This window comes from Pseudomonas sp. PSPC3-2 (assembly GCF_049897085.1).
GTDB lineage: Bacteria > Pseudomonadota > Gammaproteobacteria > Pseudomonadales > Pseudomonadaceae > Aquipseudomonas > Aquipseudomonas paraveronii.
On record NZ_JAFCVO010000007.1, the window covers coordinates 262314 to 287083 of the forward strand.

19 protein-coding genes are annotated in these 24770 nt (G+C 60.3%); 5 read left to right on the top strand and 14 right to left on the bottom strand.

What is annotated here, in order from left to right:
* Positions 1-50: 50 nt before the first annotated feature.
* The 5 genes from rbfA (at position 51) to ACP7CJ_RS14370 (ending at position 4994) form a co-directional block, all read left to right on the top strand.
* A complete protein-coding gene (rbfA, locus tag ACP7CJ_RS14350) occupies positions 51-446 on the top strand; it encodes a 30S ribosome-binding factor RbfA (protein WP_247395694.1) in 396 nt (131 codons plus the stop codon).
* 3 nt (positions 447-449) lie between these two features.
* Positions 450-1367, top strand: a complete 918-nt coding sequence (gene truB / locus ACP7CJ_RS14355) for a tRNA pseudouridine(55) synthase TruB (protein WP_247395695.1) — start codon at positions 450-452, stop codon at positions 1365-1367.
* Between the two features lie 159 nt (positions 1368-1526).
* The gene (rpsO, locus tag ACP7CJ_RS14360) at positions 1527-1796 is read left to right on the top strand and encodes a 30S ribosomal protein S15 (protein ID WP_003176135.1); all 270 of its coding nucleotides are present in this window, start codon (positions 1527-1529) and stop codon (positions 1794-1796) included.
* 195 nt (positions 1797-1991) lie between these two features.
* Positions 1992-4097 carry a polyribonucleotide nucleotidyltransferase gene (gene pnp / locus ACP7CJ_RS14365; RefSeq protein ID WP_247395696.1) on the top strand — a complete coding sequence of 702 codons (2106 nt, stop codon included), beginning with the start codon at positions 1992-1994 and terminating at the stop codon, positions 4095-4097.
* A gap of 294 nt (positions 4098-4391) precedes the next feature.
* Positions 4392-4994 (top strand): BON domain-containing protein, encoded by a 603-nt coding sequence (locus ACP7CJ_RS14370; RefSeq protein ID WP_247395697.1) that lies wholly within the window; start codon positions 4392-4394, stop codon positions 4992-4994.
* A gap of 174 nt (positions 4995-5168) precedes the next feature.
* Here ACP7CJ_RS14370 and ACP7CJ_RS14375 read toward each other — a convergent pair whose 3' ends face one another.
* The 14 genes from ACP7CJ_RS14375 to dksA form a co-directional block, all read right to left on the bottom strand.
* Positions 5169-8102 carry a DUF748 domain-containing protein gene (locus ACP7CJ_RS14375; RefSeq protein ID WP_426100638.1) on the bottom strand — a complete coding sequence of 978 codons (2934 nt, stop codon included), beginning with the start codon at positions 8100-8102 and terminating at the stop codon, positions 5169-5171.
* An 88-nt stretch (positions 8103-8190) separates the two neighbouring features.
* Positions 8191-9207: a class I SAM-dependent rRNA methyltransferase gene (locus tag ACP7CJ_RS14380; protein ID WP_276194925.1), complete on the bottom strand. Its 1017-nt coding sequence runs from the start codon at positions 9205-9207 to the stop codon at positions 8191-8193.
* 57 nt (positions 9208-9264) lie between these two features.
* Entirely contained in the window at positions 9265-10134 is an 870-nt protein-coding gene (locus tag ACP7CJ_RS14385) for an oxygenase MpaB family protein (protein ID WP_276194924.1), read from the bottom strand.
* Between the two features lie 16 nt (positions 10135-10150).
* Entirely contained in the window at positions 10151-12088 is a 1938-nt protein-coding gene (gene acs / locus ACP7CJ_RS14390; protein ID WP_426100640.1) for an acetate--CoA ligase, read from the bottom strand.
* 105 nt (positions 12089-12193) lie between these two features.
* Positions 12194-13858: a glucose-6-phosphate isomerase gene (pgi, locus tag ACP7CJ_RS14395; protein ID WP_276194922.1), complete on the bottom strand. Its 1665-nt coding sequence runs from the start codon at positions 13856-13858 to the stop codon at positions 12194-12196.
* A gap of 200 nt (positions 13859-14058) precedes the next feature.
* A complete protein-coding gene (panC, locus tag ACP7CJ_RS14400) occupies positions 14059-14910 on the bottom strand; it encodes a pantoate--beta-alanine ligase (RefSeq protein ID WP_276194921.1) in 852 nt (283 codons plus the stop codon).
* On the bottom strand, positions 14907-15707 hold the full coding sequence (panB, locus tag ACP7CJ_RS14405; RefSeq protein ID WP_426100642.1) for a 3-methyl-2-oxobutanoate hydroxymethyltransferase: 801 nt from the start codon (positions 15705-15707) through the stop codon (positions 14907-14909). The genes panC and panB overlap by 4 nt, the downstream gene beginning before the upstream one ends.
* 250 nt (positions 15708-15957) lie before the next feature.
* On the bottom strand, positions 15958-16443 hold the full coding sequence (gene folK, locus ACP7CJ_RS14410; protein WP_276194919.1) for a 2-amino-4-hydroxy-6-hydroxymethyldihydropteridine diphosphokinase: 486 nt from the start codon (positions 16441-16443) through the stop codon (positions 15958-15960).
* Between the two features lie 2 nt (positions 16444-16445).
* Positions 16446-17855, bottom strand: coding sequence for a polynucleotide adenylyltransferase PcnB (locus tag ACP7CJ_RS14415; protein ID WP_276194918.1), 1410 nt, complete (start codon positions 17853-17855; stop codon positions 16446-16448).
* 697 nt (positions 17856-18552) lie between these two features.
* The gene (locus ACP7CJ_RS14420; protein WP_426100644.1) at positions 18553-19992 is read right to left on the bottom strand and encodes a sigma-54-dependent transcriptional regulator; all 1440 of its coding nucleotides are present in this window, start codon (positions 19990-19992) and stop codon (positions 18553-18555) included.
* Between the two features lie 22 nt (positions 19993-20014).
* Complete coding sequence (locus tag ACP7CJ_RS14425; protein ID WP_426100646.1) at positions 20015-22969, bottom strand: sensor histidine kinase; 2955 nt, start codon at positions 22967-22969, stop codon at positions 20015-20017.
* Positions 22953-23129, bottom strand: a complete 177-nt coding sequence (locus tag ACP7CJ_RS14430) for a hypothetical protein (RefSeq protein ID WP_003176118.1) — start codon at positions 23127-23129, stop codon at positions 22953-22955. The genes ACP7CJ_RS14425 and ACP7CJ_RS14430 overlap by 17 nt, the downstream gene beginning before the upstream one ends.
* Before the next feature lie 62 nt (positions 23130-23191).
* Positions 23192-24079 (bottom strand): tRNA glutamyl-Q(34) synthetase GluQRS, encoded by an 888-nt coding sequence (gluQRS, locus tag ACP7CJ_RS14435; protein ID WP_426100648.1) that lies wholly within the window; start codon positions 24077-24079, stop codon positions 23192-23194.
* Positions 24080-24163: 84 nt separating this feature from the next.
* Positions 24164-24607 (bottom strand): RNA polymerase-binding protein DksA, encoded by a 444-nt coding sequence (gene dksA / locus ACP7CJ_RS14440; protein WP_247399809.1) that lies wholly within the window; start codon positions 24605-24607, stop codon positions 24164-24166.
* Positions 24608-24770 lie beyond the last annotated feature (163 nt).

Consider the following 24770-nt stretch of genomic DNA (forward strand, 5'->3'; position numbering starts at 1 on the left):
GCTTTCAGACCCCACGGGTTTCACCGTGTGGCAGTAACAGGTAACAAGACATGGCAAAAGAATACAGCCGTACCCAGCGTATCGGCGATCAGATGCAGCGCGAGCTGGCCCAACTGATCCGTCGCGAAGTCAAAGACCCCCGTGTTGGCCTGGTCACCATCACCGCCGTTGACGTGAGCCGTGACGTGGGTCACGCCAAAATCTTCATCACCGTGATGGGTGAGGACAGCAGCGAAGAAATTGCGCAAAGCATCAAGGTGCTCAACTCGGCCGCAGGTTTCCTGCGCATGCAGTTGGCCCGCGAAATGAAGCTGCGCAGCGTGCCTCAGTTGCACTTCCACTACGACGAAAGCGTCGTGCGTGGTGCGCACCTGTCGGCACTGATCGAGCGCGCCGTGGCTGAGGATAATCAGCACCCGTCCACACCTGAAGACGCCAAGGAGTAAGCGGTGGCTCAGGTCAAACGTATCCGTCGCAACGTCAGCGGCATCATTCTGCTCGATAAACCCATTGGCTTTACCTCCAATGCGGCGTTGCAGAAAGTCCGTTGGCTGCTCAATGCCGAGAAGGCCGGGCACACCGGCAGCCTCGACCCGCTGGCCACCGGCGTGTTGCCGTTGTGCTTTGGCGAGGCCACCAAGTTCTCGCAATACCTGCTCGATTCCGACAAGGGTTACGAAACCCTGATGCAACTGGGCAAGACCACCACCACGGCCGATGCCGAAGGTGATGTTTTGCAGGTTCGTGACGTGACCGTTGGTCGTGCTGATATCGAGGCTGCTTTGCCCGCTTTTCGTGGGAAAATCAGCCAGATACCGCCGATGTACTCGGCGCTCAAGCGGGATGGGCAGCCACTTTACAAGCTGGCACGTGCGGGCGAAGTAGTGGAGCGCGAACCGCGTTCTGTTACTATTGCGCGCTTGGAATTGCTCGCCTGTGAAGGCGACACCGCACGCCTGGCCGTGGACTGTAGCAAAGGCACCTATATCCGTACCCTGGTGGAAGATATTGGTGAAACGCTCGGTTGCGGCGCGTATGTTGCACAACTGCGACGCACCCAGGCCGGCCCTTTCAGTCTGGCGCAGACGGTTACGCTGGAAGAGCTGGAAGCGGTACACGCCGAAGGCGGCAATGAAGCGGTTGATCGCTTTCTGATGCCATCGGACAGCGGTTTACTCGATTGGCCATTGCTGCACTTTTCGGAGCACAGCGCGTTCTACTGGCTCAACGGCCAGCCGGTACGTGCCCCGGACGCCCCGAAATTCGGCATGGTGCGGGTACAGGATCATAACGGTCGCTTTATCGGTATCGGTGAAGTGAGCGAAGACGGGCGCATCGCGCCACGTCGACTGATTCGGTCAGAATGACCGGAACCTGTTTGTGGTAAAAGCGCAGTAGCTTTTACGCAAACTGGAACGAGGGTGGCTGTTAGCAGGCACGGTCACTACTCATTTTTAGATACAGGGATTTGTCCCTGGCCTGTTGAAACTGCCCTTTGGGTGGTTTCCTGAAAAAAGGATTGCCTCATGGCTCTCGACGTTCAAGAAAAAGCACAAATCGTAGCTGACTATCAGCAAGCTGTTGGTGACACTGGTTCGCCAGAAGTGCAAGTTGCACTGCTGACTCACAACATCAACAAGCTGCAAGGTCACTTCAAGGCCAACGGTAAAGATCACCACTCCCGTCGTGGTCTGATCCGCATGGTAAACCAGCGCCGCAAGCTGCTGGACTACCTGAAAGGCAAGGATCTGGGTCGTTATCAGGCTCTGATCGGTCGCCTGGGTCTGCGTCGCTAATAAGCGATTGCGCTAGAGGTTGGTTGTTTGTCGTGTGTCAGTGGGATTCCCGCTGGCCCATGGCAGGCTTCCAGCCTCAAGTTTTATCTGGATACACGTTTTACCCCTGGACAAGGGTTGGGCCGATTCCCGACATTGCCCAAGAATTTCGCAAGAAGACAAGTTCCCCAAGAGCCACAAAGAAGGTAGGACACCGTGAACCCGGTTATCAAAAAATTTCAGTTCGGTCAGTCGACCGTTACCCTCGAGACAGGCCGTATCGCCCGTCAAGCCTCCGGCGCAGTGCTGGTTACCGTTGACGACGACGTTACCGTACTGGTGACCGTTGTTGGCGCCAAGCACGCGGACCCAAGCAAGGGCTTCTTCCCTCTGTCCGTTCACTACCAGGAAAAGACTTACGCTGCCGGTAAGATCCCTGGCGGTTTCTTCAAGCGCGAAGGCCGTCCTTCCGAGAAAGAAACCCTGACTTCCCGACTGATCGACCGTCCGATCCGTCCGCTGTTCCCAGAAGGCTTCATGAACGAAGTGCAGGTTGTCTGCACCGTCGTTTCCACCAGCAAAAAGACCGATCCGGACATCGCTGCGATGATCGGTACCTCGGCTGCCCTGGCCATCTCCGGTATTCCTTTCGATGGCCCGATCGGCGCCGCGCGCGTTGCTTTCCACGAAAGCACCGGCTACCTGCTGAACCCGACTTACGAGCAGCAAAAAGCCTCGAGCCTGGACATGGTCGTTGCCGGTACCTCGGAAGCCGTATTGATGGTTGAATCGGAAGCCAAAGAGCTGACCGAAGACCAGATGCTGGGCGCTGTACTGTTTGCTCACGACGAGTTCCAGGTTGTGATCAACGCTGTTAAAGAACTCGCTGCCGAAGCTGCCAAGCCAACTTGGGCGTGGGCTCCACAAGCCGAAGCGACTGAACTGCTGGGCGCTATCCGCTCCGAATTCGGCGAAGCGATCTCCCAGGCCTACACCATCACCGTCAAGGCCGACCGTTACGCTCGCCTGGGCGAGTTGAAGGATCAGGTTGTGGCCAAGCTGTCCGGTGAAGAAGGCCAGCCTTCTTCCAGCGACGTCAAAGCGGCTTTCGGTGAAATCGAATACCGCACCGTTCGCGAAAACATCGTGAACGGCAAGCCACGTATCGACGGTCGCGACACTCGCACCGTGCGTCCGCTGAACATCGAAGTCGGCGTTCTGCCGAAGACTCACGGTTCGGCGCTGTTCACCCGTGGTGAAACCCAGGCTCTGGTAGTCGCGACGCTGGGTACTGCCCGTGACGCACAACTGCTGGACACCCTGGAAGGCGAGAAAAAAGACCCGTTCATGCTGCACTACAACTTCCCTCCGTTCTCGGTGGGCGAGTGTGGTCGCATGGGTGGTGCTGGTCGTCGTGAAATCGGTCATGGCCGTCTGGCCCGTCGTTCGATTGCGGCCATGCTGCCTGCCGCAGACGTGTTCCCGTACACCATCCGTGTTGTGTCGGAAATCACCGAGTCCAACGGTTCCAGCTCCATGGCTTCGGTCTGCGGTGCTTCCCTGGCACTGATGGACGCCGGTGTGCCAATGAAGGCACCGGTTGCCGGTATCGCCATGGGCCTGGTTAAAGAAGGCGAGAAGTTCGCCATCCTGACCGACATCCTGGGCGACGAAGATCACCTGGGCGACATGGACTTCAAGGTAGCCGGTACCGCCAAAGGTGTGACCGCGCTGCAGATGGACATCAAGATCAAGGGCATCACCGAAGAGATCATGGAAATCGCTCTGGGCCAAGCCCTGGAAGCGCGCCTGAACATCCTCGGTCAGATGAACCAGATCATTGGTCAGTCCCGTACCGAGCTGTCGGAAAATGCTCCGACCATGATCGCGATGAAAATCGACACCGACAAAATCCGTGATGTTATCGGTAAAGGCGGCGCGACTATTCGTGCGATCTGTGAAGAAACCAAGGCTTCGATCGACATCGAAGACGACGGCTCGATCAAGATCTTCGGCGAAACCAAGGAAGCTGCAGAAGCTGCGCGTCAGCGCGTTCTGGGCATCACTGCTGAAGCCGAGATTGGCAAGATCTACGTCGGTAAAGTTGAGCGCATCGTCGATTTCGGCGCATTCGTCAACATCCTGCCAGGCAAAGACGGTCTGGTTCACATCTCCATGCTGAGCGACGCTCGTGTTGAGAAAGTGACCGACATTCTAAAAGAAGGCCAGGAAGTGGAAGTGCTGGTACTGGACGTGGACAACCGCGGCCGCATCAAGCTGTCCATCAAAGACGTGGCAGCAGCCAAGGCTTCGGGCGTTTAAATACCCGCAGGCTTCACGCTGAAAAAGGACTCTTCGGAGTCCTTTTTTTATGCGCGCAGGAAAATGCCGAAAAATCAGGCGCTTAATCACATCCAAAAACCGCAACTTGCATGCAGGCACGATCCGCTTCATGCAAATTGCACGAATGCGAAAACTGGCTAAATTCTTAACTTGTTGTTTTTAAAGGTTTTATTTTTCTGATTCGACTTGGCACAGTGCCTGCAATATTCCTGTTAACGCTGCAGCATCAAGGTACACACACTGCAGACTTTTAATAAAACAGGAGTTACTCGTATGAAGAAGTTCGCTCTCGCTACCGCAACTGCTACCGCTTTGACCCTGGCCATGGCCAACGTTGCCTTCGCTCAAACCTCCCAGGCGCCTATGACACTGGCTGCTGGCGAAATGACCAAAGCCAAAGAGTCCACCTCGGACACTTGGATCACCACCAAAGTCAAAGCTGACCTGCTGACCGAAAAGGGCATCCCAGGTTCGGACATCAAGGTTGAGACCAACAAAGGTGTGGTTTCCCTGTCTTCGACCGTTGCCATCTCCGACTCGCAGAAAGCCACCGCCGTAGCCATCACCAAGCGTATCAAGGGTGTCACTGCGGTGTCCGCTGACGGCTTGCTGGCTGGCGGTGCGGTAAAAGCTGACAACATCGACAAATCCAAGGAAGCCACTTCGGACACTTGGATCACCACCAAAGTGAAGGCTGACTTGGTCACCGAGAAAGGTATTCCTGGTACCGACATCAAAGTCGAAACCAACAAGGGTGTAGTTTCCCTGTCTTCTTCCGTCGCAGTGACTGAAGCGCAGAAAACTACTGCGGTGAACATCACCAAGAAAATCAAAGGCGTGAAAGCTGTATCGGCCGATGGCCTGAAAGCAGAGTAACGCCCAACCCATCGTCTGAACTAGGCGTCGGCGGCAACGAGTGAGTTAGATATCCACTCAATGCACCTCACGGGTTCATGCGACCGACCATAGGGATGTGGTCATTACAGGCCCCGGCACATGTGTCGGGGCCTGTTCTATTCTGCATTTCGTCGGTGTATGACGATTGGGGGGTTACTCAGCGTCCAGATGCATCGGCGTTATCACCCGGCCATCCTTCTCGGCCTGGCCAAGTTTGGCATCGATGAAGTACACCCGATCATCTTCCAACTGCCCTTTGTCCACGAGGTAGTCCTTGATGGTGCTCGCGCGGTCCTGACCGAGCTGGCGCAGCAGCACGTCGCTGCCACTCCAGAACGTGATCACGCCGTCCTTCAGTTTGGCCGTGCGCTCATCGTCGCTCAGGTTTTTCCATTCCGCCGGTGGTTGTTGCTTCAGGCGGGTGCGGTAGATACCTTCGAGCAACGGGGCTTTTTCCTTTTCCGGTACTTGCAGCAAGGAAGCCTGGGCCGGAACCTTGTCCCCACGGCGCTGCAGCATCTTGTAGTAGTTGTACTGGTATTCACGCTCCAGGCGCTGCTCTGCCAGGAACTTGCCGTCACTGTCGGCAGCCGCGGTGCCTTCGATTTCCAGGCGCAGGGTCGGGCGCTCTTTGAGGGCGTTGGCCAGGGTGTTCAGGGCGCCCTCGGCGTCTTTGTTCAGTTCGCTGGAGCCTGCTGCGAACGAGACATTGCCGAGGTCTTCCGAACCGCCGCCGGTCACCAGCCCACCGATAAACTTGAAGGGCGCCGTTGCTGCGCGCACCACCAGGTTGCGCAATGTCTGCCACACGATCGGCATCACGCTGAATTGCGGGTTATTCAAGTCGCCGCTGACGGGCAGCTCAATCGAGATCTTGCCGTCAGAGTCCTTGAGCAGAGCGATCGCGAGGCGAATCGGCAGGTCTACCGCATCGGCACTGTCGACCTTCTCACCCAGTTGCAGTTGCTCGACCACCACTTTGTTCTCGGCCTTCAACTGGCCTTTGATGATCACATAATGCAGGTCGAGGTTAAGGCGGCCCTTGCGAATACGGAAACCGGCGAATTTACCCGAGTAGGGCGTCAGGGTTGTCAGTTCGACACGTTTGAAGCTGGTGGCGATATCCAGCGCCGCCATCGGATCGAACGGGTTCACGCTGCCTTTGATGGTGACCGGTGCATAGCGATCCACTTTACCCTTGATGTCGACACTGGCCGGTTTGGCTTGGCGGCTGTCAATGGTGCCGATCTGCCCGTTGAGCTGTTGAATCGCGGTGGCGAAGTTGGGCGTGAGGCTGAAGTCGGCGAAGTTCGCCGAACCGTCGTTTATCGCAATCTGCCCGATATGAATACCCAGAGGTTTTTCATTACTGGCAGCCGCCTTGGTCGCCGGCTTGGCGCCGCTGTTGGCGGGCTGTGGAATCAGCAGATCGTCGACGTTGGTGGTGCGATCATCGTTGATCATGAAGCGCACGTAGGGCTGCAGCAGGTTGACCTTGTCGATCGACAGGCTGTTGCCATGCTGATAGTTCACGCCTTCCAACACCAGGCGCTGCCATTTTAGGAAGTCGCGGGTCTTGAGTGTGTCGAGGGTGTGCAACTGATCGACCTGCGCCCGGCCGGTGATCTGCAGGGCCAGAGGATCGGTGCTTTTCAGGTTCACGTCGAGGTTGCTGCCGAGCATGCCGCTACGCAGCTCCAGGCGTATGAACGGGCTGATATAGGATTGCGCGACCCGCAGGTCGATATCCTGGGTGTTCACTTTCAGCTTGGCGCTGACCGGGCTGAGGTTGACCTCGCCGGTTGCCTGGATCTTGCCTTGCTTGCCCAGGCCGGTGTCGACCTTGAGGGTAAAGGGGTTGCCGTTGAGGCTGTCGAAGTTCTGCACATCGACGTTCAGCGGGCCCAGTTCCAGAGCAACGGCGGGTTTGGCCTGGCGGTCGGCCAGGTGGACCTGATAGTTACGCAGTTGCACATCCTTGAGCAGGACTTGCCACGGTTTGCTGGGCGCTGCGACAGCGGGTTTTGGCGAGTCGGCAGCCGCTGGTGCGCTGGCCGGTTCCGGCGCCTTGGCCGGCTTGCTCGGCTGGCTGGCGAACAGTTTCTGCCAGTCCAGTTGCCCATCGGCCTCGCGGGCGGCCCAGGTTTCCAGCTTGTTGCTGCGGATCTTGCCGACCACCACCTGCTGCTTGGCCAGGTCGATCGTGGTTTCGCTGACGTCCAGGCGCTCCAGGCGCACCAGCGGCCGGCCATCCGGCGCCTTGATGGCGAATGGCGCGATGCTGGCGGCGGTGTTGGTCAGGTTCAGCTCGGTCTCTTTGGCCAGGCTGAACGTGTAGTCCGTGCTGAAGTTGAGCACACCGTTTTCGAGCACCAACGGCAGTGCGTCACGCACATAGGGCCACCAGGCTTTCATCTTGCCGTCGGTGATTTTCAGGGTGCCTTTGGAGGTGATCGGCACCAGGCTGACGTTACCTTTCCAGTCGATCTGCCCACCTTCCGGGCCGGCGGCGACCAGGGTCATGTTGGCATTGTCTTCCGGCAGGGTGCTGAGGTTCTTCAGCTCGAAGTCGAGTTTGTCGTAGAGGAACTCGATCGGCTCGCTGGGGCGCAGATCCTGGAAATGCACATAGCCGCCCGCCAGCTTGATCCGCTCGATACGCAGCGGGAACGGCTTGGCGTTGGGGTCTGTCGGGGTCGCTTCGCTGGGCGGCAGTTTGAACAACTGCGCCAGGTTCAACTGGCCGGACTTGTCGAACAGCAACTCGGTCTTGGGTTTGTCGAGTTGCACATCGGCCAGGTGCAGGGCGCGGGTCCACAGGCTGTCGAGCTGCAGGTTGGCGTACAGCCGCTCGAAACCCACTTGTTCCTTGCCGGGTTCGCCGATTTTAAGGCCCCACAGCGTCAGTTCCAGACTGAACGGGTTGAGCTCGATACGCTCGATGCGCGCCGGCACCGTAGCGTAGTTGGCCAACTGTTGGTTGGCTATGCGAAGGGCAATGCCGGGCAAAATCAAAAAGCCCAGCAAGCTGTACAGGGCAACAACAGTCAACAAGGCGCCAGTGGCGCGGATCAATCCTTTGGGCATGGGGCGGCGCCATCTATGTTGAACAGGAGTGCCTTGGAGTATGGCACGGGTTTTCGGTTCCGAAGAGCCAGCTCCTTTCAGAAAATTCCTATAACTGCAGGATCAGAGTCTTCAGCGGTGGTTGCTGGTCTTGCGACGGAAAGTCGGCGCCAGGTGGCATGACTTGCCAGTCGCGTACCGGACGCCCGGCTTTCTCGGCGCAACGTAGAACCTGCTCACGCCAGTCGTCCATGCTCACTTTTGCCAGGTTATTGCAGCAGATCAGCACGCCGTCATCGGCGGTTGCCAGCAGCGCCGGCTTGAGCAGGCTTTGATAGTCGCGTAACAGGTCGACGGTGCCAAAGGCGCTCTTGGCCCAAGCCGGCGGGTCAAGTAGCACCAGGTCATATTGACGCGGTTCCAGGCGGGGATAGCTCGGCAGTTTCTGCCCGCGCCGCTGGGTGATCGGCAGGCCGGCCAGTTGGCGAATCGCCGGGAAATAATCGGACTGCACGAACGTCATGCTTACCAGCTGCGGGTTGAGCAAGCCGTTTTCGCGCCCGACCGCCAGGTTGCCTTCGGCAAAATCCAGGTTGCACACTTCACGGGCACCGCCGGCGGCAGCGCTCAGGCCCACGCCACAGGTGTAGGCAAACAGGTTCAGCACGCTTTTGCCGGCACTGTGTGCCTTGACCCAGCCGCGAGTGTTGCGCAGGTCGAGGAACAGCAACGGGTCTTGCCCGGCATGGCGGCCACGCACGCGGTAATTGAGGCCCCATTCGTGGCCGACCAGATCCTGCAGCGCCTCGGGTGTGGCGCGGTAGACCGTGTCTTCGCGGTCGATCCGCGAGTTGCCACGGGAACGATCGTTGTACACCAGCAGCAATTCCAGGCCCATGTACTGGTTGATCAGTTGATGCAGCTCCAGCAGGTCGGTGGTTTCCAGCGCCTGGTGGAAGCTCTGCACCAGCAATTGCGGGCCATAGCGGTCGATGGTCAGGCCACCTGCACCTTCCTGGCTACCATGGAACAGCCGGTAGCAGTCGGTGCCGTGGGCATGCAGCTCGCTGATCAGGTCTTGGCGATGATCGAGGGCGGCGCGCAGCGCCTGGTTCAGGGGAGACATGGAGCGCGCCTTGCTGGGTAAATGTGGGCGCGGAGTTTAGCAGCTATGCAGCGCCGCCTACATCAACCCCATCCGCCGATGTGCGCGCTGCACCGAGCCATTGCGCATCGCCCAACGCAGCAACGGTGCGCTGCGCTTGACCCCGGCACGCACCAACTGGCGTTGCAACAGGCTTGGGTGTTGCCCCAGCATCGCGCCCGCCCAGTCCGGCAGCAGGTCGATCCCGGCCTGCATCATCAGGGCGCCAAAGGGTTTTGCCAGCGTGCTGGGAGCCGGCGCATCGAGCAGCAGGCGCAGCACTTCACGGCTGCGCTCGTCGCACAACAATTGCGGACGAATACACGCCAGATAATCCGCAATTTCCTCGCGTGAGCGTGGCACATTCCGTGCGCCCAGGCGTTCGGCGACCAGCGCGATTTCGTCGTAGTAACGATCCTGGTCGCGCCCCGACAGCTGTGGGTTGCGATAACGCAGGTGAGCGGCGAGGAAGCTGCTGACCTCCGCCACATGCACCCAGGTCAGCAGCTCCGGGTCGCTGGCCGCGTAGGGGCGGCCGTCCGGCGCATGCCCGACGACCTGGAGGTGAACGGTGCGCACTTTTTCGATCAGCCATTCGGCGTCTTTGCGCGAGCCGAAGGTGGTGCCGGAGATGAACTGCGAAGTGCGGCGCAGGCGCCCGAGCAGGTCCTGGCGAAAATTCGAATGGTCCCACACGCCGGCCAGCGCCAAGGGGTGCAAGGCTTGCAGCATCAAGGCGCTGATGCCGCCGATGAGCATGCTGCTGAAGTCGCCATGCACTTGCCAACTGACCGAGTCCGGGCCGAACAGGCCGGGGTCGCCCTTGGGGTTTTCCAGGTCCAACTGGCCCAGCGACAAGCCGGTGAGGCTCATCAACTGGGTTTCGATACGGCTGCGGATAAATTCCATGGCGACGCGCGGGTTCCTATCGGTTCAGGCGTTTATTGATCAGGCCGGCGACCACGCTGGGGTCGGCCAGGGTGGAGGTATCCCCGAGGCTGTCCAACTCGTTGCAGGCGATCTTGCGCAAAATGCGTCGCATGATCTTACCCGAGCGGGTTTTCGGCAAGGCCGGGGCCCATTGGATCAGTTCCGGTTTGGCAAAGCTGCCGATTTCCTTGCTGACCAGTTCGAGCAGGTGTTTTTTCAGCGTATCGCTGGGTTCCACGCCATTCATCGGCGTGACGAACGCATAGATGGCCTGGCCTTTGATGTCATGGGGATACCCCACCACCGCAGCTTCGGCCACCCAGTCATGTAACACCAGGGCACTTTCCACCTCGGCGGTGCCAATACGGTGGCCGGAGACGTTGATCACATCGTCAATGCGCCCGGTGATCCAGTAATCGCCGTCTTCATCGCGCCGCGCGCCATCGCCGGTAAAGTAATAACCGGGGTAGGGTTTGAAGTACGTATCGATCATGCGTTGCGGGTCGTCATAGACACTGCGGATCTGCCCCGGCCAGCTGGATTTGATCGCCAGCACGCCGCTGCCGGGGCCGTTGATTTCCTTGCCGTGTTCATCGAGCAGCACCGGCAGTACGCCGAACATCGGTTGGGTCGCGCAGCCGGGCTTGATGCGCTGGGCACTGACCAGCGGGCTGAGCATGATGCCGCCGGTTTCGGTCTGCCACCAGGTATCGACAATCGGGCAGCGTTGTTCGCCGACGGCGTTGAAGTACCAGTCCCAGGCTTCCGGGTTGATCGGCTCGCCGACGCTGCCCAGCAGGCGCAGGCTGGCACGTGAGGTGTTTTCCAGCGGGGCGTGACCCTCGCGCATCAACGCGCGCAGGGCCGTGGGCGCGGTGTAGAAGATATTGACTTGGTGCTTGTCGATGACCTGCCAGAAGCGCGAGCTGCTCGGGTAGACGGGCAGGCCTTCGAATATCAGCGACGTGGCGCCGTTAGCCAGCGGGCCGTACACGATGTAGCTATGGCCGGTGACCCAGCCCACATCGGCGGTACACCAGAACACTTCGCCATCGCGGTAGTCGAGCACGTATTTGAAGGTCATCGCGGCTTGCAGCAGGTAGCCGCCGGTGGTGTGCAGCACGCCCTTGGGTTTGCCGGTGCTGCCGGAGGTGTAGAGGATAAACAGCGGGTCTTCGGCGTCCATCGGCTCGGGCGGGCAGTCGTCGCTGGCGGCATCCACGGCCTGTTGATAGTTGAGGTCGCGGCCGTCGCTCCAGTTCACGGCCGCCCCGGTACGCGCCACCACCAGTACGGTGCTGACGTTCGGGCAACTGGCCAGGGCCTTGTCGACATTTTGTTTCAACGCCACCGGCTTGCCGCCGCGCACGCCTTCATCGGCGGTGATCACCGTGCGGCAGTCGGCGTCGAGAATGCGGTCGCGCAGGGCGTCGGGTGAGAAACCACCAAACACCACTGAATGCACTGCCCCAATCCGCGTACAGGCGAGCATGGCGTAGGCCGCTTGAGGAATCATCGGCATGTAGATACACACCCGGTCGCCCTTTTTCACGCCACGGTTTTTCAGCACATTGGCCAGGCGGCTGACGTTTTGGTGCAGTTGGCGGTAGGTGATGGTGGAAGACGTGGTCGGATCATCGCCCTCCCAGATGAAGGCTGGCTGATCGGCGCGTTGCGCCAGGTGACGGTCGATGCAGTTGTAGCTGACGTTCAATTGGCCGCCGGCAAACCATTGGGTGGCGCCGGTCTTGATGTCCGAGGTATTGACGGTGTGCCAGGGGGTTATCCAATCGAGAAAGCGCTTGGCCTGTTCAGCCCAAAACGTGTCCGGCTGTTCGATGGATTGGCGATAGAGGCGCTGGTAGTCCTCTTGACTCAGTTGCGCAGCCCGGCGAACGGCATCGGCGATGGGAAACGTGCTGATATCGAACATGAGCGATCCTTATTCTTGTTTTTGCGACAAGTCATCAAGATGCACCCAGTAGGGGGAGGGTTCAAGGCCGACGTCCAAATGGACGTCGGCCCTGTGTGACCGACGTCAGCCGCGGTGACGACCGCGGAAGTAGTTGATCAGGCCCTGGGTCGACGCATCGTCGGCCGGGGTTTCTTCGGCGCCGGTCAGGCGGTTGTAAACGCCTTTGCCCAGCTCCTTGCCCAGCTCCACGCCCCATTGGTCGAAGGCGTTGATGCCCCAGATCACGCTTTGCACGAACACTTTGTGCTCATACATGGCGACCAGTGCGCCCAGGCGCCGCGGGCTGATGCGCTCGACCACCAGGGTGTTGCTCGGACGGTTGCCCGGGATCACCTTGTGCGGGGCCAGCTTTTGCACTTCGGCTTCCGGCAGGCCCTTGTCGCGCAGTTCGGCTTCGGCTTCGCTGCGGGTCTTGCCGAGCATCAGTGCCTGGCTCTGGGACAGGCAATTGGCGTACAGCCACTGATGGTGGTCGGACACCGGGTTGAAGCTGACGATCGGCACGATAAAGTCAGCCGGGATCAGTTGGGTGCCCTGGTGCAGCAACTGGTGGTAAGCGTGCTGACCGTTGCAGCCCACGCCGCCCCAGATCACCGGACCGGTATCGGTGGACACTGGCGTACCGTCCTGGCGCACGCTCTTGCCGTTGGATTCCATGTCCAGCTGTTGCAAGTGTTTGGTGATGTTACGCAGGTAGTGGTCGTAGGGCAGGATCGCATGGCTCTGCGCGCCCCAGAAGTTGCCGTACCACACACCCAGCAGGCCAAGCAGCACCGGCATGTTCTGTTCGAACGGCGTGTTCTGGAAATGCTGGTCCATGGTGTAGGCCCCGGACAGCAGCTCCTTGAAGTTCGACATGCCGATGGCCAGGGCGATTGGCAAACCGATAGCCGACCACAGCGAGTAACGGCCGCCGACCCAGTCCCACATCGGGAAGATGTTTTCTTCGCGAATACCGAAGGCCACGGCGGCCGCGTTGTTGCTCGATACGGCGATGAAGTGGCGATACAGCTCGGCTTCCGAGCCACCCTGGGCCAGGTACCAGGCGCGGGCGGCCTGGGCGTTTTTCAGGGTTTCGAGGGTGTTGAAGGATTTCGACGAGACGATGAATAGCGTGGTCTCGGCGCGCAGTTTCATGGTCAGTTCGTGGAACTCACTGCCGTCGATATTCGCCAGGTAGTGGCAGCGCACGCCTTTGTGGGCGTAGGACAGCAGCGCTTCGGAGACCAGCTCCGGGCCGAGGAACGAGCCACCGATGCCGATGTTCACCACGTCGGTGATCGGCTTCTCGCTGTAGCCACGCCACAGGCCGTCGTGGATGCGGCCCACGAGGTCGGTGATCTGGTTCAGCACCTTGTGTACGTCCGGCATGATGTTCACGCCGTTGACCGACAACTTGTCGCCCACCGGGCGGCGCAGGGCGGTGTGCAGGGCAGGGCGCCCCTCGGAGGAGTTCACCGGTTCGCCGGCATACAGCGCGTCGATCGCGGCTTTAAGGTCGACTTCCTTGGCCAGGCCCACGAGCAGGTCGCGGGTTTCGCTGGTGATCAGGTTTTTCGAGTAATCGAGGAAGAGCCCGCAGCTGCTCAAGGTGAATTGGGAAAAACGCTGAGGATTGGCATTGAACGCGTCGCGCATGCTGAAATCCTGCATGGCTTGGCGATGTTGATTGAGCGCTTGCCAGGCCGGCAGAGCGGTAACGTCATGAGGGGTGCGGTAGTACGCCATCGCTGCGGGTTTCCTTTTATTACGGGGACTGCCTTTAGGACACTTCAAAGCCCGAAACATCCAGTGTTTCATCAAACAATGGGTTCCAGACAGCGCTAACCATAGCGCTGGGCGAATACATTAAACCTAGCGTGTCGATATGTCTTGGCTTTGTCTGCGCTGTGGCCGGTACTTTTTTATACCGGCGCATCAGGCTGGGGTCAGTCGAGGTTCAGGTGCAGGTTATCGATGAGGCGTGTCGCCCCCAGGTAGGCCGCGACCAGGATTACCACGTCGCGATCCTCGGCCGTGGCTGGACGCAGGTGGACGCCTTGGCGCACTTCAAGGTAATCCAGGCGCATCCCGGCGGCCTCGATCTGCTGGACCTGTTCGGCACGCAGTTTGGCGAAGTCGCGGTCACCGTGTTTGATGGCGGCGGTCATCTGACTCAGGCTGCGGTACAGCAACGGCGCGATCGCCCGCTGCTCAGCGGTGAGGTAACCGTTACGCGATGACAGCGCGAGGCCGTCATCGGCGCGGACGGTCGGTTCACCGATGATCTGGATCGGCATGTTCAGGTCATGGACCATGGCGCGAATCACGGCCAGTTGCTGGTAGTCCTTCTGGCCAAACACGGCCATGTCCGGCTGGACCATGTTGAACAGCTTATTGACCACCGTGGCCACGCCTTCAAAGTGCCCGGGACGGCTGGCGCCGCACAGGCCTTCGGACAATTGCGGCACGCTGACGCGGGTCTGGCCGGCCATGCCGCCGGGGTATATTTCCTCGACGGTCGGCGCGAACAATAGGTTGCAGCCAGCTTGCAGGAGCTTTTCCTGGTCGGCGGCGAGGGTGCGCGGGTAGGTGTCCAGGTCTTCGCCGACGCCAAACTGCAGCGGGTTGACGAAGATGCTCGCCACCACGAAGTCCGCCTGCTGGGCAGCCTTGGCCACCAGGGTCGCGTGGCCGCTGTGCAGGTTGCCCATGGTGGGCACAAAGCCTATGCGTTTGCCGGCGTTGCGGGCATGGGCGACGGCAGCCCGCAGTTCGCGGACGGTTTTTACGGTGTTCATGCAGAGAATCCGTGTTCGGCGCCAGGGAAGGTCACGCCTTTGACTTCGGCAACGTATGCGCTCAACGCGGCGTGGATGCTGTCTTGGCCGGTCATGAAGTTCTTCACGAACTTCGGCACGCGGCCGGTCATCGACAGGCCGAGCATGTCGTGCAACACCAGGACCTGGCCGTCGGTGGCCGACCCGGCCCCAATGCCGATTACGGGCACTTTAACCGCATGGGTGATTTCTGCGGCCAGTTCGCTGGGCACGCATTCGAGCACGATCATCGCCGCGCCGGCTTGTTCCAGGGCAATGGCATCGGCACGCATCTGGCGCGCCTGGGCTTCATTGCGGCCTTGGACCTTATAGCCGCCGAGGAGATTCACGGACTGCGGCGTCAGGCCCATGTGCGCACACACCGGCACGCCACGTTCAGCCAGCAGGCGGATCGACTCGGCGAGCCAGACGGCGCCTTCCAGCTTGACCATGTGCGCCCCGGCCTGCATCAGTTTGCCGGCGTTCTGGAAGGTTTGTTCGAGGGTGGCGTAACCCATGAATGGCAGGTCGGCGATGATAAGCGCGCCGTCGTTACCGCGCTTGACGCTAGCGGTATGGTAGGCGAGTTCATCCGTGGTGACGGGCAGGGTGCTGTCATTCCCTTGAAGAACCATGCCCAGGGAGTCGCCCACCAGTAGCACCTCGACACCGGCTTGGCAGCAGGCGTGGGCGAAGGTGGCGTCATAGCAGGTCAGCATGGTGATTTTTTCACCTTTGAGCTTGAGACTCTGCAAGGTGGTCAGGGTAACGTCTGGCATGAAAAGGGTCCTCGTTCAGGCGCTTGGAAACAGCGAGTAACGCGCGTGAGTCTTCGTTTATACAGGCGCACTTTCTTGATAGCAGTGCTTATAAGGCCTGGATTGCGCCCTTTAGCGCCGGTTGGCGGCAGCGGGACGCCTATAGTCGTGAGGAGGGCACGGGAAGTCAATTGCATGTGTTACCGCATTGTTACGGCGGTGGTGTTACCGCTGTAACTGATGCGATTCAGCAGGGGGGGCAGGCAGCGAGTCAGGCAGTAGCGATGCGTTCCAGGCCGACAAACGGGCAGGCTGCCAGCAGGTCGCTGAGGCGCTGGCCATCGGGCAATTGCAGGGTGGCTGGCGCCAGTTCGGCCAGCGGGTACAGCACGAAGGCGCGCAGGTGCATCTGGTAGTGCGGCACTTGCAGGCGGGGTTCGTCGATCAGGCGGTCGCCGTACAGCAGGATATCCAGGTCGAGCGTGCGTGGGCCCCAACGCTCAAGGCGTTCGCGGCCTTGGTCGTTCTCGATGGCTTGCAGCGCATCGAGCAGTTCCAGCGGCGCCAGGCTGCTGTCCAGGGCCGCAACCGCATTGGTGTAGCGCGGTTGGCCGGGGAGCAGCGAGTCGCTTTGATAGAAGGCCGACACCCCCGCGACGGTAGTGTCCGGCAATTGCGCCAACGCTTCGATAGCGCTGCGCAATTGTTGCTCCGGGGCCGCCAGGTTGCTGCCCATGCCGATGTAGATGCGTTCCACGTTTATTCGCCTGCGGCGCCCGAGGCATCGCCGGCGCTGCGCTTGCGTTTGCTGCCGCTGCGACGACGTTTTTTCGGGCCAACGCCTTCGCCGACGCCATCGCCTTTGCTGCCGAGCTCACGAATCATCTCGCGGCGCTCGCTGTCATTGGCGTCCTGGTAGTCGGTCCACCATTCGCCCAGGCCGTCGGTCTGCTCGCCGGCGCTTTCACGCAGCAGCAGGAAGTCGTAGCCGGCGCGGAAGCGCGGGTTGTCCAGCAACAGGTCGGCGCGCTTGCCGCTGCGACGCGGCAGGCGTTCCTGCATGTCCCAGATCTCGCGGATCGGTATGGTGAAGCGTTTCGGAATGGCGATGCGCTGGCACTGCTCGGCGATCAGCTCGTGAGCGGCTTCCTGCATGGCCGGGATCGGCGGCATGCCGCGATCCTGAAGGCGCAGTACGCGTTTCGGCAAGGCCGGCCACAACAAGGCGGCAAACAGGAACGCCGGGGTGACCGGTTTGTTCTGCTTGATGCGCAGGTCGGTGTTGATCAACGCTTCGCTGATCAGGGTGTGGGTATACGTCGGGTTGTATTCCAGTGCTTCGGCACTCGCCGGGAACAATGGATCGAACAACTGCAGGTCGACGAGCATTTCGAAGGTGTCGGCGGCGTAGCCCGAGAGAAACAGCTTGAGCACTTCTTCGAACAGGCGCGCCGAGGGGATTTCCCGCAGCATCGGCGCCAGTTCGCGAATCGGCGCAGCGGTGTGTCGCTCGATACCGAAGTTCAGCTTCGCAGCGAAACGCACCGCCCTCAGCATGCGTACCGGGTCTTCCTGGTAGCGCTGCGCCGGGTCTCCGATCAGGCGGATCAGGTTGTTGCGAATGTCGTGTACGCCGTTGGCGTAATCGAGGATGCGCTCACTGACCGGGTCGTAATACAGGGCGTTGATGGTGAAGTCGCGGCGCTGCGCGTCTTCTTCCAAGGTGCCGTAGACGTTGTCGCGCAGGATGCGTCCGCTTTCGTTGCGGGAAGACTGATTGGTGTCCTCTTCCTCATCGTTTTGCGGATGACCGGCGCGGAAGGTCGCGACCTCGATGATTTCGCGGCCAAAGTGAATATGCACCAGCTTGAAGCGGCGGCCGATGATTCGCGCATTGCGAAACTCGGCACGCACTTGCTCGGGCGTGGCGCTGGTGGCGACGTCGAAGTCCTTGGGCGTGATATTAAGCAACATGTCGCGTACACACCCGCCCACCAGATAAGCCTGGTAGCCGGCGTTCTGCAAGCGTTCGACGATGTTCACTGCATAACGGCTGAACTGAGCGCGTTGCAGCGAATGTTGGCTGCTGTTGAGCACTTCAGGCGTGCTGCGTTTGTGTTGCGTTCGACGCAAGGGGGAACGGAATGACTGGAACAACTTCTTCAGCATGGGATGCACTGTTTGAAGGAATGTTCGGCCATAACAAAGAATGACCGCATGATGGGCCGGGATTCTAGCATTTAGTCGGGGGATGGTGTAGGAACAAGCTGCAGGCCTTGCGCCATAAGCCTCAAAACGTTAAATACCGGAAACTACAAGGGCAGCCGAAGCTCCCCCAGAAGTAGTTGCGTGCTCTATTTTTATTATTGGTTTCGGGCTTCTTGTTTTTGTTGATCGCCCTCGCCATGAAGTGTGACCTTCATGGCACTCCCAATCGGGAGTCAAGAGCAAACGGATTGCTTTGGTTGCTGTGTTGCTGATCTACGATCCAACCAGTTCAGGCTCTGCCTTAGGGCAGTTTTTGTTGTTCTCGGCCTGGTTGCGGGGCAAGCCCCAAATGCAACGCCTCTCCAAAAGAATCAGTTAGCTGCGCCTCCGCCGTGTTGTTTTTATTGTGCGTGAGTCGATTCGTCTTATTTTTATTGTCTTGTACAAAGCTTGTTATTGTTTTTGTACTAAGCATATAGCAGGGTGCGTGCCAACTTTTGTGCCGGCCAGCAAAAACGGGGGGTTGAGGGGTTTTTGGCTGTTTGGCGGCGAAAAAAAAGCCGGGGCTTCGTTACCGTAAGCCCCGGCTTTTGTTACGCGAAATATCCGCGGTAACAGTTTTTTCACATCGGCGGGTGTTACCTGTGGGGGCGCACCCTCAAGTCTCGCTGGCCACTCCGGTCTTGCGTCGTGGAATGCCCAAGCGCTGGCGCCGTTCCCACAGGCACTTGCGGCTTACGCCCAGCTTGCGCGCCAGTTCGGTCTCGGTCATGTGGTCCTGGTGCTCCAGGACGAAATGCTGGAAGTAGTCTTCCAGTGACAAATCTTCCGTCGGTTCATGGCTGGTATTGCCGGCGGCGCCCTGTTGCGGGGCCAGGCCGAGGAAATCGTCGTCGTCCAGGTCGCTGAGCTCTATATCGATACCCAGCATTTCGGCGGAAATTTCCGGGCTCTCCGACAGAATCACCGCACGCTCGACCGCATTCTCCAACTCCCGCACGTTACCCGGCCACGAGTAGTGCCGAATCGCCTGCTCGGCGTCCGCCGCGAACCGCAGGTCGGTACGGTTGATGCGTGCGCTCTGGCGCAACAGGAACGCGTTGGCGATCTCGTTGACGTCGGCGCCCCGTTCACGCAGGGCCGGTAGCTTGAGCGCGATGACATGCAGGCGGTAGTACAAGTCTTCGCGGAACTGGCCAATCTTGGCCAGGCTCTTCAAATCACGGTGAGTGGCCGCGATCAGGCGCACATCAACCTTCTGCGATTGCACCGAACCCACCCGGCGGATTTCCCCTTCCTGCAGCACGCGCAGCAGACGCGCCTGGGCTTCCAGGGGCAACTCGCCGATTTCGTCGAGGAACAGCGTGCCGCCGTCCGCCGCTTCCACCAGGCCCGCGCGCCCGGCGCTGGCACCGGTAAACGCGCCTTTCTCGTGGCCGAACAATTCGGATTCGATCAGGGATTCAGGAATTGCCGCGCAGTTCACCGAGATCATCGGTGCCTTGGCGCGCTTGGACAGGTTGTGCAGGGCGCGGGCCACCAGTTCCTTACCGGTCCCCGATTCGCCTTGGATCAGCACATTCGAGTCCGTCGGCGCGACTTTGCGGATCTTGCTGTACAGGTCCTGCATCGGTGGGCAGGAACCGATGATGCCGATCTCGCCATTGCTGTTGTCGATGCCCGGCTTGTCGGCGCCGTTGGCAGCCTTGCCGGCGGTGCGCTGTTCGGTGGGAGCGCTGCTGGCCGACTGGCGGTCGCGCAGGATGCGGGCCACGGCCTGGAGCATCTCATCGTGGTCGAACGGCTTGGCGATGTAGTCCACCGCGCCCATCTTCATCGAGTCCACTGCCGAGCGCAGGCTGGCGTAGCTGGTCATGATCAGCACCGGGGTGCCCTGGCCGAGCTTGATCAACTCGGTGCCCGGCGCGCCCGGCAGGCGCAGGTCGCTAACAATCAGGTCGAACGTGGGAATGCTGAATCGCTCTTGGGCTTCCTGCACCGAGCCGGCTTCGCTGACCTGGTACTGATTACGTTCAAGCAGGCGACGCAAGGCAGAGCGGATAATGGTTTCGTCTTCGACGATCAAAATGTGCGGCATTGATTCAATTCTCTCGACGGTCTCAGTTCACAGCGGACGTCGCTTCGACATGACGCGGCAAGGTCACCCGAATACGGGTGCCGCGTTGGCTTTCTGTGTCAGCCGGGCTGTCGATGGTGATTTGTCCATAATGCTCTTCAACGATGGAATAGACCAGTGCAAGGCCCAGACCGGTGCCTTCACCGGGGTCCTTGGTGGTGAAGAAGGGTTCGAACAAGCGGTCCTTGATGTTCTGTGGAATGCCGCTGCCTTCGTCCTCCACGATCAAGTCGACCGTGTGCTCGAATGCCTCGCTCTTGACGCGTACCGCACTGCCGGCCGGGGAGGCGTCACGGGCGTTCGACAACAGGTTGATCAGCACCTGCGCCAAGCGCTGGGAGTCTCCGTCGACCCAGTGGTCCGGATCGCACAGATTGAAGAACTGTACTTCGAAATTGCGCCGGTTCAAGGCCAGCAGCCCAATGGCATCCTGTGCGACTTCGGCCAGGCACACCGCTTCGTCGTGGTTCTGATGGGCGCCGGCGTGGGCGAAGCTCATCAGCGACTGCACGATGCGCGACACGCGCTTGGTCTGTTCGAGGATCTGCCCACTGATCTCGGTGATTTCGCCGTCTTCCTCGCGCTCTTCGCGCAGGTTCTGCGCGAGGCAGGCAATACCGGTGATCGGGTTGCCGATTTCATGGGCCACGCCGGCAGCCAGGCGACCGATACTCGCCAGGCGTTCGGAATGCACCAGCTTGTCTTCGAGCATCTGGGTTTCAGTCAGGTCTTCCACCAGCAACACCAGGCCGCTGTTACCGGGGGCCAGGGGCTCGTCGATCGCCGCCTTGTGCAGGTTGAGCCAGCGGGTCTGGCCATCGAGGGCCAGGTGCTGCTTGTGCAAGTGTTCGTCGGGCAGGTTGATAAAGCCTTGCAGCAGTTCCTTCCACGGGTCGCCCAGGGTATTGAGGCGCGAGCCCACGACCCGTTGCGCGGCGATCCCGGTGAGTTCCTCCATGGCTTTGTTCCACATCAGAATCTCTTGGTCCTTGGCCAGGGAACAGACCCCCATCGGCAGTTCCTGCAGGGTCTGGCGATGGTAACGGCGCAAGGCATCGAGTTCGGCGGCGAGGCCGGTGAGGCGTGAGTGGTAATCCTCCAGCCGGCTTTCGATGAAATGGATGTCCTCAGTGACGTAGTTTTCACCGCTCGCCTTGTAAGGCAGGAACGTTTCCACCATGTCCTGTGACACGCTGGGGCCCATCAGCCCGGACAGGTTGGCTTCGATTCGGTCGCGCAGGCGGCGCAGCGCGTAGGGCCTGCGCTCGTCGAACGGCAGATAGAGATCGCGCAACGCCTGTTCGACTTCCTTTTGCGCGGCCTTGGCGCCCAGGGGTTTGGCCAGTTGCGTGGCGAACTCCTGGGGCGAGGCGGCATGCAGCTCGCGGCGTTGCGGACGGCGCACGTTGTCCACCGCGCAGGCTTCGGCGGCGCTGGTTTCTTCCGGGCTGGCGTTGGTGAACAGCGAGATCAGGGTGAACATCAGCACGTTGGCGGCCAACGAGGCAATCGCCGCCATGTGCCAACTGGTGTCGTCGAGCACGTAGATCATGTTCAGCAGCGGGATGTAGAAACCCTGCAGATTGCCGACCAGCGGCAGCAGCATGGTGATCATCCACACCAGAATCCCCGCGAGCAGCCCGGCGATAAAACCACGCCGATTGGCCGTCGGCCAGTACAGCACCGACAACACCCCCGGCAGGAACTGCAAGGTGGCGACAAACGCGACGATCCCCAGGTTGGCCAGGTCTTGCCCGGGGCCCAGCAGCAGGTAGAAACCGTAGCCGGCCATGATGATCGCGACGATCAGCGCGCGGCGGGTCCATTTCAGCCAGCGGTAGATATTACCTTCGGCCGGCGGCTGGTACAGCGGCAGCACCAGGTGATTGAGCGCCATGCCCGAGAGGGCCAGCGTCGTGACGATGATCAAACCGCTGGCCGCTGACAAACCGCCAACATAGGCCAGCAGCGCCAGGGCCTTGCTGTTGGCGGCAATGCCGACACCGAGGGTGAAGTATTCGGGGTTGGTGGTGGCGCCCAACTTGAGGCCGGCCCAGAGGATCAGCGGCACCGCCAGGCTCATCAACAGCAGGAACAGCGGCAAGCCCCAACTGGCGCTGACCAGCGAGCGCGGGTTGAGGTTCTCGGTGAACGTCATGTGGTACATGTGCGGCATCACGATGGCCGAGGCGAAGAACACCAGCAGCAGAGTGCGCCACGGGCCTTCCTGGAGCGGGGTGTGCAGCGCGGCGAGGGCGGTCTGGTTTTGCAGCAGCCACAACTCCAGCTGTTGCGGGCCGTCGAACACGCCGTAGAGCGCATAGAGGCCGACGCCACCGATAGCGATCAGCTTGATCACCGACTCGAAAGCAATCGCAAAGACCAGGCCTTCGTGTTTCTCGCGGGTGGCGATGTGGCGCGAACCGAAGAAAATCGTGAACAGGCTGATCAGCGCGCAGAAGGCCAGGGCGACGCGATATTGCACCGGCTCACGGGTCAGGATGCTGATGGAGTCGGCCACCGCCTGGATCTGCAGGGCCAGCAAGGGCAGCACACCGATCAGCATGAAAATCGTGGTCAACGCGCCGGCCCAGGTGCTGCGAAAGCGAAAGGCGAACAGGTCGGCCAGGGACGACAGCTGATAGGTCCGGGTGATCTTCAGGATCGGGTACAGCAGCACTGGCGCCAGCAAAAAGGCCCCGGACACCCCGAGGTAACTGGACAGAAAGCCATACCCGTACTGATAGGCCAGACCCACCGTGCCATAAAACGCCCAGGCGCTGGCGTACACGCCCAAGGACAAGGTGTAGGTCAACGGATGGCGAATGATCGCCCGCGGAATCATTCCGCGCTCACTGATCCAGGCGACGCCGAACAACGCGGCCAGGTAGGCGGCGCTGATCAGCAGCATCTGGGTGAGGCTAAAGCTCATCGGCATCTTTTTGGCTCTGCAGGATGAAAGTCACGACGATCAGGATCAGCCACAGCAGATAGGGGCGATACCAGGCGCCTGTGGCGTCGATCCACCAATCCATGATCGCGGGGGAAAACAGGTAGATCCCGACGACCAGCAGCAGGACCAAGCGATAGATGTACATGTTGGCCTCTGATCGAATAATTGCGGCGATGGTAACGGATGCCTGGCCGGCTGCAAGCGCCTTCAGCGCAACTGTGTTTCGGCCAGCGTGAGTGTGCGCGGGATCAGCCGCGCATCCCAGTGTGCAATGCCCCAATCCAGCAGTTCCCGTGGGCTGGCGTGAAGCAGCTCGTCGCCGGGTTGCTGGCCGAGGGCGCGCAAGGCTCTCAACAGCAAAGGCGTGGCCTGGTCCGTGGTCAAGGGCGGGGAACGATAGGATTTACCCAACTTGTTACCGTCCGGCTGGATGATCAGCGGCACGTGCAGGTAGCGCGGTTGGCGCAGCCCCAATAATTCTTGCAGGTACAACTGGCGTGGCGTGGAGTCGAGCAGGTCGGCGCCGCGGACGATGTCGGTAACACCTTGCCAGGCGTCATCCAGCACTACGGCCAGTTGGTAGGCGTAGAGGCCATCGCGGCGGCGGATGACGAAATCGCCTACATCGCGGCCCAGGTGTTGTCGGAATTCGCCCTGTACGCGGTCGGTAAAGTGGTATTCCAACTCCGGAACGCGCAGGCGGATGGCTGCATCGTGCTGGTCGTGACCGGCATTACGGCACAAACCTGGGTAAATCCCGTGGTAGGGCTCCAGTTGTTTACGCGAGCAGGTGCAGGCATAGGCCAAGCCGTGGTTGAACAGGTCGTTCAGCACCTTGGCGTAGGCGTCGTGCCGATCGCTTTGTCGGACCCGTTCACCGTCCCACTCAAAACCGTAGCTTTCCAGGGCGTGCAGGATTGCCGCCTGGGCGCCGGGTTCTTCGCGTGGAGGGTCGAGGTCTTCCATACGCATCAACCAGCGGCCATGGTTGGCGCGGGCGTCGAGGTAGGAGGCGAGGGCGGCGACCAGCGAGCCGAAGTGCAGATGGCCGCTGGGCGTGGGGGCGAAACGCCCGATATAGGGAGAGGCTGTCATGGGCCGGATACTACTGGAAAATCGCTGAACGCCAGAAACAAAAATGGGGCGTTTGTACGCCCCATTCGTTCAGTTCGGCAGGGATTACTTGCCGACCTGTTTTTCCTTTATTTCTGCCAGATTCTTGCAGTCCACGCACATATCGGCGGTCGGACGTGCTTCCAGGCGGCGAATACCGATTTCGATGCCGCAGGATTCGCACCAGCCGTATTCTTCGTCTTTGATCAACTGCAGCGTCTTGTCGATCTTCTTGATCAGCTTGCGCTCGCGATCACGGGCGCGCAGTTCAAGGGCGAACTCTTCTTCCTGGCTCGCACGGTCGGCCGGATCAGGAAAATTGGCAGCTTCGTCCTTCATATGGTCAACGGTACGGTCGACCTCCTGCATCAAGTCCTGTTTCCACTTGTTAAGGATCTTGGTGAAGTGCTCGCGCATGGGCTCGCCCATGTACTCCTCACCTTTCTTCTCGACGTAAGGTTCGAAGCCGCTGAGGCCTGGGGATTGCTGTTGCTTTGCTTGGGTGGACATGAATAGACCGCCTCTCACTCTTCTAATCCATTGCGCAGGATTGCAACGTCACCGACACCTGCCGGCCCTGCGGCTGCAAGCGGGCGAACTTACCAGATAGATTCAGGGCGCGCCACTCCCGGTTGTCGAGGCCCATCACGCAGAGGTTGCAAATGGCAGCAGC